Annotated in this window: 9 protein-coding genes and 1 CRISPR repeat array; all 9 genes read right to left on the bottom strand. The window is 46.2% G+C overall.

Features of this window, described 5'->3' with window-relative positions; all coding sequences use genetic code 11:
- Positions 1 to 617: 617 nt before the first annotated feature.
- Positions 618 to 1,634 (bottom strand): 3-deoxy-7-phosphoheptulonate synthase, encoded by a 1,017-nt coding sequence (gene aroF / locus NW747_RS03785; protein WP_008859461.1) that lies wholly within the window; start codon positions 1,632 to 1,634, stop codon positions 618 to 620.
- A gap of 418 nt (positions 1,635 to 2,052) precedes the next feature.
- Positions 2,053 to 2,502 carry an LPD23 domain-containing protein gene (locus NW747_RS03780; protein ID WP_273188065.1) on the bottom strand — a complete coding sequence of 150 codons (450 nt, stop codon included), beginning with the start codon at positions 2,500 to 2,502 and terminating at the stop codon, positions 2,053 to 2,055.
- Positions 2,490 to 2,996, bottom strand: a complete 507-nt coding sequence (locus NW747_RS03775) for a hypothetical protein (protein ID WP_273188064.1) — start codon at positions 2,994 to 2,996, stop codon at positions 2,490 to 2,492. The genes NW747_RS03780 and NW747_RS03775 overlap by 13 nt, the downstream gene beginning before the upstream one ends.
- 12 nt (positions 2,997 to 3,008) lie before the next feature.
- Positions 3,009 to 3,698, bottom strand: coding sequence for an LPD23 domain-containing protein (locus tag NW747_RS03770; protein WP_273188063.1), 690 nt, complete (start codon positions 3,696 to 3,698; stop codon positions 3,009 to 3,011).
- A gap of 39 nt (positions 3,699 to 3,737) precedes the next feature.
- Positions 3,738 to 4,139 carry a hypothetical protein gene (locus NW747_RS03765; RefSeq protein WP_273188062.1) on the bottom strand — a complete coding sequence of 134 codons (402 nt, stop codon included), beginning with the start codon at positions 4,137 to 4,139 and terminating at the stop codon, positions 3,738 to 3,740.
- 137 nt (positions 4,140 to 4,276) lie between these two features.
- Positions 4,277 to 4,774: direct repeats of the CRISPR family, unit length 36 nt; unit sequence GTTTTACCACTATCAAGAATCACAACACTCTCAAAC.
- A gap of 80 nt (positions 4,775 to 4,854) precedes the next feature.
- Complete coding sequence (csn2, locus tag NW747_RS03760) at positions 4,855 to 5,529, bottom strand: type II-A CRISPR-associated protein Csn2 (RefSeq protein WP_273188061.1); 675 nt, start codon at positions 5,527 to 5,529, stop codon at positions 4,855 to 4,857.
- The gene (gene cas2 / locus NW747_RS03755) at positions 5,526 to 5,831 is read right to left on the bottom strand and encodes a CRISPR-associated endonuclease Cas2 (RefSeq protein WP_273096767.1); all 306 of its coding nucleotides are present in this window, start codon (positions 5,829 to 5,831) and stop codon (positions 5,526 to 5,528) included. The genes csn2 and cas2 overlap by 4 nt, the downstream gene beginning before the upstream one ends.
- Positions 5,832 to 5,835: 4 nt before the next feature.
- Positions 5,836 to 6,720 carry a type II CRISPR-associated endonuclease Cas1 gene (gene cas1, locus NW747_RS03750; RefSeq protein WP_273188060.1) on the bottom strand — a complete coding sequence of 295 codons (885 nt, stop codon included), beginning with the start codon at positions 6,718 to 6,720 and terminating at the stop codon, positions 5,836 to 5,838.
- On the bottom strand, positions 6,717 to 10,856 hold the full coding sequence (gene cas9 / locus NW747_RS03745; protein ID WP_273188058.1) for a type II CRISPR RNA-guided endonuclease Cas9: 4,140 nt from the start codon (positions 10,854 to 10,856) through the stop codon (positions 6,717 to 6,719). The genes cas1 and cas9 overlap by 4 nt, the downstream gene beginning before the upstream one ends.
- Positions 10,857 to 11,495: the final 639 nt, after the last annotated feature.

The following is an 11,495-nucleotide window of genomic DNA, read 5'->3' as shown; positions in this document are numbered from 1 at the left end:
CGGCCCTTCGGGCCGAGGGTTGTGGTATCGCCCTTACGGGCGATGAACATAAAGTCAGCGTTACGGGATTGGCTCTCTGTGTCATATGGCATAGTAAGCATTCTGGTGATTAGCCGCTACGCGGCTCCCCCTTATCCGGCTACGCCGGACTTTCCCCCATCCGGGGGACAGAATAAACTGCTCTATGCTTTCCTGCAGAGACATGGCCACATGGCTAAGCATCCATAGTCCCACCACGAAGTGGGGCGAAGGTGGTGGCGCCAGCCACCAAAGGGGGATTGCATTTCCGACGCCCGCAGGGCGGTTGTAAAGGTTTTATACAAACTGGCGCCTTCTATAATTTAAAGGCGCCGTACCTCGCCAGCGCAGCGATACTATATACCTCCCGAGGGCGAGAGCCCTCAACCCGCCTGTAAGGCGAAGCCGATCACAGGCAGAACCCTTGGCGCCCAGGGCCAAAGGCCCGGCGGCGCCATCAACCCTCACGCCCGTAAGGGCGTGTCAACCTTCGGGAATACAGTTTCCCTCCGCCGCCACCGCCTCCAAACGCCGCAAAAGGCAGAGCCCCCATGAGCCCTGCCTTTTCTCCACTCCGAAAGAACATGCAGGGCTTCTGATTACAATTCCCTTCCCACAATAGGAGCCAGCTGTTTCAGCCGTCCCATGAGGTCATCAAAAGTCTCTGGCGTAATGGACTCCGCTCCATCACACCATGCATGTTCCGGATCATTATGAACTTCACACATAATCCCATCAGCCCCGGCAGCAATGGCAGCCATGGCCATGGCCGGTACCATCTCCCGATGGCCCGTAGCATGGCTGGGATCTACGATAATGGGCAGGTGGCTTCTTTCCTTCACCACTTCCACTGCCGACAGATCCAGCGTATTTCTGGTAGCCTTCTCAAAGGTGCGGATGCCCCGTTCGCAGAGAATCACATTGTGATTTCCTTCAGACATAATGTATTCCGCACTCATGAGCCATTCCTCAATGGTGGCTGACATGCCCCGTTTCAGAAGCACCGGCACATTCAGACGGCCCACCGCCTTCAAAAGGTCAAAATTCTGCATATTTCTGGCGCCGATCTGGATGATATCCACGCCCTTTTCCAGGAACATACCGATTTTGTCGGCGCTCATCAGCTCCGTCACCACCGGCATATTTTCCTTATGGGCAGCGGAAATGAGAAGATCCAGGCCCTTCTCCCCCAATCCCTGGAAAGAGTAAGGCGAAGTCCTTGGCTTGAAAGCGCCGCCGCGAAGGATAGCTGCCCCCGACGCCTTCACCGCTTTCGCAATGCCGCCGATCTGCTCAGGCGTTTCAATAGAGCAGGGACCGGCCATGACCACCAGCTTCTTCCCGCCGATTTTGATGCCCTTCACATCCACCACCGTATCGGCCGGATGGAAAGCCCGGCTGGCCCGTTTGTAAGGCTCCTGCACCCGCATGACCTTATCCACCCAGGGATTGCTGAGGAAATCCCTTTCATCCAGGGCAGACGTATCCCCCACCAGACCCAGCACCACCTTGCTGGAACCCTTACTGCGGTCCACCTGGAAACCCCGGTCCCTCATTTCCTGTTCCAGCTGCTCAATCACTGTAAGCGGTGCGTTCTGTTTCATTACAATAATCATGATATTCCTCCTCTGCCTTCTCCAAGGCACCTTCAATTCTCCGGGACCCATGTCCCCTCTCTTCTAACTCCTATCCTTCCATCCTCCATAAAAGAAAAGGACAGGCTCTGATGAGTCTGTCCTTTCATTCTGGAAATATCTTATCTGGAAAGGGAACGGGACTCATCACGGGCGCAGCAAAAGTAACCGAAGCCATAATAATAGCTCCAGCCAAAGACATCATATGCCATTCCTGCGTTCATGGAAGCCAGTCTCATCATTCCCTCTCCTTTCGTTAGAAGTTAGCTTAGTATAGGCTCACAAAGCCCCTTTTGTCAAGAGGCAATGGGGCCGGAGAGGCAGAAGAAAAGCCCGGGAACTGCCAAAGGTTCTGTCCCTCGCTTCCCGCGAGGGAAGCGACAGGCGTAGTCGTCCTGCTTCATAGCGTCTTCCAGCCGGTTTCTTTCCAAATTTCTTTAGAGGAAGCCGCTTCCCTTTCCATAGATTCAGCCTTCTGCAGCCGGCTTATCATGGCAGTATTTGCTCGTTTCCCGGCCATTTGGTACAGATCCGGGTGCTTCTTTTTCAGCTTGACAAGGTCATTTTCGTTTGGTATATTCTGATTGAAAAGACTACTCATGAGTTCTTCCGGGATGGAGGAGTTGACCTCCTCGGAAGCATACCATTGAGTGGTCTTCTTTTTGTTTACGTATTCTACATTTCCTAACTCAATATTTGTTTTGAAAAAATCATAAGCAGGTTTCCCTGACGCTCTCTCATTTTTGGCATAATACGAAATAATCCGATTCACTTTATATTCCCCATAATTCGTGTCCAGTTGAACCGGTACTACCATTGTAGCGCCATTATCATCTTTTAAATCCAGCACAAATACTTTCTCGCCTCCCCGTTTGCCCCGTTATAGCTTCTGATTACCATCATTGGATCAGAGAGTGCCTTCGGCAGTTGTGATAACATTCTGTCGTTTACACTTTCTCTATGGTTCTCTAGGATTTTAGCTAGTTTCCTTGCAGATAATGTCACTGGAAGTATTTTGGCTCCGACCAGTTTCATAACTAGTGGCGTCCTCATTACATGTATTTTGTCACCTGTAAGCTTACCTTCTTTGGCCTCTTGAACTTGCCTCATAAAAAATTGCGAGTCTTTTTCTAAGTTTTTGTCTGAATATGTTTGTTGCGGTAGTCTGCCCAGTTTATTGTTGGTCTCTTCCATAATCTTTACGGCTGCCATTTTCAGCGGCACGCCATAGTTCTTGTGGAAGTTCTCGGCCATTTTAGAGAGAATGAGGGCGGAGCCTTCGGCGGATTTTTTGACGGCAGCATTCCCTTTAGATAAAGTTTCTACAGTTTTGGTATCTTCCATCCTCACTGTTTTCTACGCCAGTTCCGGGTAGGCTTCATAGAGAGCTAGGTTATCATAGACTTCTTCCAAAATATGAGGTTTTCTGTCTTTCCGGAAATTGATTTTGTCTAGGCTGTCCGGAATTTCAAATCTCCACTTATGGTCCGGACCTCTCATCCATCCGGTTTCTTTCCAAATTTCTTTAGAGGAAGCCGCTTCCCTTTCCATAGATTCAGCCTTCTGCAGCCGGCTTATCATGGCAGTATTTGCTCGTTCCCCGGCCATTTGGTTGTATGAGCCATTTGCATTTCTGTAGAAGTTGATTTCCTGGGAAAGGGATCCGTCCGGATTAATAAACGGTTGCCCATGCGCATCCTTGACATTTCTTAATAAATCTCTTATAGTGATTTTAGAAGGCAGGCTGTCTGCGAGTATTCCCATTCGGTGGGAGGTTCGCGAGTCTGCCTTCTTATTTATAATTACATCGTATAGTTCCAGTTCCATTGGAGCTTTACCCAGATTTGACTTGTCTTCTTCTGCCGTTATTCTAACGGCATACAGGTCATTTCCAACCTTAATTGGAACATAGAAATTGTGATACCTTGCGGTATTGCTTTTTTTATTTGACCTGAAGTTCGGTTGGCTTTCTACGAGTATCGAATTTCTAATTAAATCAGTGATGTCTAAAATGGAACCATCGTGTCGTTCCTTTAGGTCTTTCATCCTAGAGTTATTCAATACTCGGTATAAGCTTGAATCCGCTTATGGTCCGGACCTCTCATCCACCCGATTTCCTTCCAGATTAGAAGAAGTGTCCTCTTTTTCCATCGACTCGGCCTTCTGCAGGCGGCTTATCATGGCAGTACTTGCCCGTTCGCCGGCCATTTGATGAAATTCACTATTTTCTTCGATATTGCGGCCGCTCAAAAAATGCCTTATAATAGAGGTGTAAAGCAGAGCAGGGCCCCACGATCGGCGAAGGCTTTTAGCCAGGTCACGTGATACGGACTGCCCTGCTTTTTGCATGTCCATTAGTGGGTATGCTTCATGAACATAGAATTTATTTGTATCTATATTTTCTTTTACTCTGCAAATTGTTACATAATCTTCTCCATTGAAATTTATTTTATAAGCAAAAAATAAGTCCTTCAGCAATAGAGCCAAATTTCAATCCACGCTTCCCGCGGGGGAAGCGACCGGTAATAACCATAGCCCACGGCGCCGGCGGCCAATTTCAATCCACGCTTCCCTGGGGATGCAGAAGAAAGGAGGCAGAAGCCGCCAAAGGTTTCTGCCTCCTTTTTGAAAACCTATCAAGAATCACAACACTCTCAAACGCAGGCCCTAAATAATAATAAGGCCGTCGCGTTTTACCACTATCAAGAATCACAACACTCTCAAACTATAGTGTCGTTTAGGTTTTTCTCCCACATGTTTTACCACTATCAAGAATCACAACACTCTCAAACTTGCTCCGAATCAAAGAGCCGTCTCTGAGGGTTTTACCACTATCAAGAATCACAACACTCTCAAACATACGGGAGAAAAAAGACATGACTCAAAAGGTTTTACCACTATCAAGAATCACAACACTCTCAAACGGGCTTTGATAAGGTCCGCATGACAATTATGTTTTACCACTATCAAGAATCACAACACTCTCAAACCGAAACAGGCGATGCCCCCCGGAAGGCAGAGTTTTACCACTATCAAGAATCACAACACTCTCAAACATTGACCGGGACACCATGATTCGCGTTTCCGTTTTACCACTATCAAGAATCACAACACTCTCAAACCTCAAATTGCATTTTCATGCAGCGGTTCTCTGCAAGTGTATCCGCTTACACCAGGCGGCGCGGTTCCTGACAGTGTATCATTATTCAAAAATCTGGCATAAATCTTTGTCAATAATGAAGAGGTCCTCCGCCTCTATTGTATCATGGCAGGGCCCTTCCAGGAGAACAAAGTTGAGATTTTCTTCTTTGGCGTTTTCATAGAACAGCGGTCTTTCTTCCGGAGACATAAGATTACGAAACCCATAAAAGGCGAAGGCCGTTTCTCCGCAGAGAATGTCCCAGGACTTCATGAAGATAAGCATTTTCTCTGCCAAACTTTCCCCCTGCTCTTCCAGATGGACGTGAAAAGCCTTCAAGAGAGCTTCCAGATCCACATCCAGGTCATAAGTCACGGGCAGGGGCATGTCCATGGTCAGTTTTTCCAGCCAGTTTTGGATCGCACTGCATAGTTCTTCCGATTTCCGTTCATATATTTCATTCTGTGCCTCTCCGGTAAGCCGCAAGAGAAGTTTTGTGGTCAGCTTGCGGTCATTCAGATCCATATCCCAGGGGCTGGCCACAAAAAGAAACCGTTTTTTCATATCCAGAATCTGACTGTCTTCGCTGAGCATGAAATTCCCAATGCCTGTCCTGCTTTCTTCTTCCAGTTCCTTCAGCGTATGATACAAACACAGCGGGTTTTCGATGGAAATGAGCGGCACCTTTTCATCATTCAGAATCACAGCCTTTTCCCAGTCCTGATGTACCAGTTTCATAGAATCACCAGCTTTTCATTGGTATCAATAATTTCTTTCTGCACATGCCCTATAATGAGCTCCATGCCGGCATATTGTTTTTCTGTAATCACCAGCACCTGTATCAGCCCCTCCTTCGGGCTGACAGAGCGGATATAGGAAATCACCGCTCTGGCCGCCGGAGGGTTCTGCACGATTTTGGTATACACTGATTCCTGCATCATCACGAAGCCTTTACGAATCAGCTGCTTTCTGAAGCCCGTGTAGGCCCGTCTTTCTTCTGCTGTTTCCACAGGCAGGTCAAACAGCACCATGACTCTCATGAATCTACCCTTCATCAGGCAGTCGATAAAAGGCAATGGTGTCCGAGCCTTTTTCTTCCATAGCCCGGAATACGCTGCGGCTGTAGATACCGATGGCCTGTGTGACGGTGGTGAGCCGGTCCTGTATGATGACCTTTTGATTCAATATATTGATAAGATCCTTTTTATTGTCTGCCGTAAGCTGATTCTCCAATGTCATAGATAACACTTCCCTGTCTACCAGGGGCCGGAAGGGCTCCATTAAATCGCTCCCCAGATTAAAGGGATTGAATATATTATCATGAAACAGCCCCAGCTGGGTCATATACCCGGATGCCGCCGCTTCCCTATTGCAGGCAGAAAGGATGATGGCATATCCATAGTTAAGCGCACCATTCACCACCGAAGGCTCGCGGCGAGAGAATTCCCTGCCCCAGAGGGCATTGAAGTACACTTTGGCCGCATGGCCTTCTCTGTTGGTGCGGTCTCCCTCTTCTACACTTTCTTCGTAGTCCTTCAGCATGGCAGCTTCCTTATGGTGGCCATATGCCATCAATACCCGGGCCTGGTTTTTGATTTTCTCCCTGATGATGGCTTTCCAGACCTGTGCTTTCTTTTCCAGGTCCCACCGGATTTGAGTGCGAATCTGGCGGCTGGAGTCATAGCTGCCGCAGTAGGGCAGTACTTCTCCTGCGGGATTTCTCTTTTCATCGCAAAAGATAATCTTGATTTTCCGTTTCAAACATTCGCTCACCCATACGCCCGTAAAGGCAGCTGCCGGAGTGGCAACAAGGATGGTACCGATTTCATCCATAAAAACGCGGTGTACCTCTTTTTCACGAATCACCATGTACCCCATGCTGTATTCCACCTTGGCCCGATTGGTAAGAACCACCGTGCGCCAGCTCATTTTTCACCAAAAGGCGCCAACAGGATGCGTTTTTCAAAGAATCCGGTGACAGATTGCTCTATCAGATAGACATGGTCCTCCGGTTTAATCTTTTTGTTCAAAAGTATTGTTCCTGTTGACTTTTTTCCACCTAAAAGATGAAGATCTGACAACACAGGATTGCACTGGAATAAATGAAGAATAGAACCAAGTACCTCGCAACGTTCTTCCAAAGACAGATTTTTAAACTTGTCTTTGGACTGACACAGAAAATCTGCCTGCGTTGCATATTTCTTCCTGTAAATAGAGCGGCTTAGTTTTTTAACAAATAAATCGTAAAGCGCCAATGTATTGTCATCTGAAACCCCATCATATTCCGTAATAACAGCATCCTTCTGCACTGTTTTCCGATGAATAAACTTCAAGACGTTTTTCAAAACCCCTGCCAGTGCATTATCCATGCACAGCTCCTGCGCATTCCGCATAGCGAATCGATTATTGGTTTTGCGTGAAATATGTGCTTTGAACCCATCTATTTCTAATAAAGACTGGAAAAGAATCTTCGAAATACAAATTTCCGGATTTATATATTTATCTCCCTGTGCATCCCATATCTTTTTGCAGTATTCCAAACGTTCGTTGTCCGTCTTTAAGGACTCTTTCAAATGAATTGGAATTGACTCCAGTAAATAAACACTCTTCCCTTTTTCTTCTCTCTTAACAAGCATCATATAGGCTACTTTCGCCATATTATACCCACCGTATTTTTTTATATCCGATACTGGCGAATTTCCTTTAATGGGCACCTGTCCCTTCCCTTTCTTCAAGATGTTCTCTTTGAAAAGTTCACCTTTGCGTTCATAGGGCATTCTTGTAAAAAGGATATTATTTTTTCTCATCCATTTTCGCACGGTTCCCATAGTACCTTCATGACCTTCTATCACCTGGCCTTTTCCATCTTTTTCAGCAGGGATCCAGGCATCTACGCCATTGCGGCTGACTTTGTGTCCATACAGGGCTTCTGTATTCAGGCTGTATGCCTGATGATTTCCTTTCAGAAAGTGAAGGGGATTGGCGGTAAAGCGAGTGTCGAAGACATTTCCTACCACAATATTCAGGTATGCATCCTTGGCGTGGTGGTAGTCGTTCATATCACGTACCTTGATGAAGCCGCTATACTGGCGGAAGCGGGATGCGTTGCCTGCTTTGGTGTAAACAATCCGTGTCTGTGGATAGGCTTTGCTCAAAAGCTCTGCACAGGCCTTCGTGCTCTGCCTGGTTTCCACCAGCTGGCGGCCGATGAAGGCTGCCTTTTCTGCATCGGAAAGCGATGTCGTCCGAGAGAGGCGGTTGTATTTCTCTTTGGAAATCAGTTCTTTTTCAAGGAGCATATGCCAGAAAGGTCTCATTTCTTTTTGGATATCCTGAATGCGAATCTGCTGTCCGCTGATATAGCATCCGTCCAGGGCGCTGCTCAGGGGATAGGTATCTCCTTTTTTGGCATTTACCGTCTTTTCTACCAGCACCCGGTTGTCCAGGCTGTCATCGCCGGTAAGGGACTGGGGATAGATATGGTCGATATCATATACGTTGCGGTCAAAGAGCCGGTTAATATCGATGGGCTTTCCTGTATACATGGAGCGGCCCATCTGGGTATAGTAAAGGTAGAGTCTATCGCTCCGGAAATCTTCTTCTGATTTCCCTTCCAGTTCTTTGGCCCAGTCTCTGGTATCATCTCTGCACTTTTTATAAAGTGCCTGGAGCCTGGCTTTTCTGGAAATCGTTCTTTTGCCTTTCTCCCCATTTTCCCGAGCCATTTCGATAAAGATTTTTGAAGGTTCTTTCCCCGTAATTTTCACGATTTCCCGCACAATTTTCAATGCCTGCCAGAGCGGTCTCCTGACAGCCGGCGAAATATAGAGATCTTCTACATCCTTATAGGTAATCCTGCCCTGTCCTTCTTCTTTCCTGTTTCTTTCTTCAATGGCCTGTCCGTAGCCAAAACGGCTGCCTAAAAGTTCCATAAGATTATAGGAGGTCTGCCTCATGGCTGAAATGATATTCAGCACTTCTCCCGAAGTATGATCTACAAGAACTTCGCAGCTGTCCCCTTCTGCCGGCAGGAGATGGACCAGAAATTCCCTGGACAGTCTTCCCCAGCCATCATAGGAAAGGCGGGTGAGGGATGTCAGCTGCTCGGGGGTCAGATAGGAAAATTCACGGTGGAGACGGTTTTTCAGCATTTTCTTATCCCCGCCGAAAATGGTGATGTCTTGAATCATCTTTTCTGCGTCTTCACGGCTAAAATCATTTCCCAGAATATGTTCCATGTCAATCAGGGAAGACAGGCTGCTCTTGAAATCTCCATCCAGTCCGGAGATGGATTCCGCTTCTTTTTTGTCTATGCCTTCTGATACCAGGTATTTGATAAATTTTGTCCTGCTCACATGCTTATGGCGGCTGAAAAGATTATCCATCACCTTCTCTTTCAGGCTGAGCGGCAATTTCTGCATGGTTTCCCCAATTCTGACATTGTTCAGCTCATTCAGAACTGTAAATTCAGAATAGAGCAGGGAATTTTTCGGCAGCACATCTTCACCAATGAGATAAGTACATTTATTAGTCAGATTACGGATAAAACCTTCTGCCGATTTTTCAATATCTATTTTTTCAGTAAAGTTCCAGGGGTACACTTTCCCATGCTTGTCTTTTTTTACCACCCAGCAGCTGCCTGCATGTTCATTGATTGGCCCTACATAGTAAGGAATGCGGAAGGTAAAGAGGCTGATAATTTTGTCGGACACGGTACCGTATTGATCCTTTACTTTCAGGAAAGGCAGATAGGCTTCCGCTTTGGAGAGAATGATTTTTAATTCCTGCAAATGCAGCTGGTAGGGAATAACACCATTCTCCTTGGACACGGATTTGGGCAGAAAGGTCCCCATATTCAGTTCCCGGCTGATATAGTCTTTATCGTTACTATCCGGCATGTCTTTCAGGCAGGACTTCAGTGTTTTTGTGAAATCCTCATAGCTGCATTTTTCAATAGCCGCTTTTTTCCCCTTGACTTTGCATACTCCCACATAGGCGCTGTAATTTTTATTGGCACTGCTGCCCGGTTCCCTGAAAATCTTTGCATAGATATCCGGACGCTGCTTAAGTACCCTTTTTAGTACTTTTAAATCAGCCTTATGTTTATCATAAACGGCTATCTTTGCTTCCGAAATATAATGGTGCTCACCCATCAGCTCCGCCAGGAGGGACCAGTTATAGAGCCCATGAAGGGCTGCAATCAGATCATAGCGGTCTCCCAGTTCCGCCATAATGTCCGGCTCGTTTTCTTCAAACTGGGCACTGGAAAAGTTCACTTTATTTTTCTCAAAATCCTTAAGCTTTTCATCGTTAAATATATCGCTGAGTGAAGCCGGTCCTCCGGCAGCGAGAGTCATCATGGCTTTGAAGTCCTTCTCTTTTCCCTGGCCCAGACACTGCAGCAGGGATGCAGCTTTTTCTTTCACCCCTAATTTCTTATCTTTTAAGATATCTTTCATGCTGTCTGCCTTGCGAACATCCGGAGAGCTTCCTTTAATCCGATCCAATGCACTGCCAAAGGCTGCAAAGCTTTCCTCAAACCCGGAGGTGCCCTTTTTATCGGTCTGGAAATTTTCAAATAAAAAATGTCCGCGATGTTTCAGGATATGATGGATAGCCAGATAAACCAGCCGCACATCAAAGGGATGATTTTCCGTCATCAGGGCATGGCGAAGATGGTAAATGGTAGGATATTTTTTATAATAAGCTTTGTCGTTAAAATCCACATCATTAAAAAGGCTGTTTGTCTGGTGCACCGTTTTGTCTTCCTCATACAGCCCACTTTCATTCAGTCGTTCATAAAAGCCGGGATCCTTTTTGCAGATTTCCTGGGCAAATAATTCCTGAAGCAGATCGATGCGCCGGGACCTTCGCTCGATTCTCCTGCGGGCAATGCGATGCATTCTCCGGTCCTCCGCAGTCTGAGCCTCATCAAAAAGACGGATGCCCCAGAGAGCCTTACCATTTTTCTTGATGACTTCATAATTTTCATCCGTTGCTGCCCATCCTACGGAATTCGTTCCCATATCCAGACCGATAAAAATTTTTTTAATTTCTTTCATCATTGACACCCTCCCTGAAATGGAGTATCCTGTAGATGTCAGGATAACTTACCACTATCCGATCACAACACAAGTTCAAATAAAAATTTATTCAAATCGTCACTTCGGTGACCCCACAGTGTGTGGATAAAAGAGCTCCTTCGGGAGTTCTTTTTATTTGCCCGATTTGAGCCACAATAAAAGGTCCCGTTATTTCATATCTCAAAAGACATGAATAACAGAACCTGAAAAAGCGTGTCTGTTTTCTTTCTGCTTTTCTAGCCATCATTATGATCATCCCTTCTCTATGCATAAAAAAGGATTTTCTATGAACTCAATTTATCATTAAAGCCATTATATCATGTATGCTCAGTCTGCGTCTTTGATTCATTCACATATGGCGCCTTCTATTTTTATTATACTCATCAGCATGACATGCCCTGTCACTCCATCCCAAAAATCTAAATTTTTATAAAAATTTAATCTGCATAGCAGGATAAACCGGCTGTATCCCCAAGGGAAGGAACAGAAAAACAAATTCCATCTTCCTCTGCTTCGTGCAGAACGCCCCTGTAACGCACAAAAACTTCCTGAAATCTCCGGATGTCCCAGGCAGGCACCGAAGGATACCTGGTTTTCCGAAATTTCAGGAAGTTTTTTCAT

Origin of the sequence: Dialister succinatiphilus (assembly GCF_928721695.1) — a bacterium.
GTDB lineage: Bacteria > Bacillota > Negativicutes > Veillonellales > Dialisteraceae > Dialister > Dialister succinatiphilus.
Note: the sequence above shows the minus strand (reverse complement) of the source record. Positions and strands in the feature narration are given on the sequence as shown.

What these genes read in the sequence shown, in the direction of transcription:
- aroF (WP_008859461.1), bottom strand. Translation starts at nt 1,634, where the DNA reads ATGATTATTGTAATGAAACAGAACGCACCGCTTACAGTGATTGAGCAG.
- NW747_RS03775 (WP_273188064.1), bottom strand. Translation starts at nt 2,996, where the DNA reads ATGGAAGATACCAAAACTGTAGAAACTTTATCTAAAGGGAATGCTGCC.
- NW747_RS03770 (WP_273188063.1), bottom strand. Translation starts at nt 3,698, where the DNA reads ATGAAAGACCTAAAGGAACGACACGATGGTTCCATTTTAGACATCACT.
- csn2 (WP_273188061.1), bottom strand. Translation starts at nt 5,529, where the DNA reads ATGAAACTGGTACATCAGGACTGGGAAAAGGCTGTGATTCTGAATGAT.
- cas2 (WP_273096767.1), bottom strand. Translation starts at nt 5,831, where the DNA reads ATGAGAGTCATGGTGCTGTTTGACCTGCCTGTGGAAACAGCAGAAGAA.
- cas1 (WP_273188060.1), bottom strand. Translation starts at nt 6,720, where the DNA reads ATGAGCTGGCGCACGGTGGTTCTTACCAATCGGGCCAAGGTGGAATAC.
- cas9 (WP_273188058.1), bottom strand. Translation starts at nt 10,856, where the DNA reads ATGATGAAAGAAATTAAAAAAATTTTTATCGGTCTGGATATGGGAACG.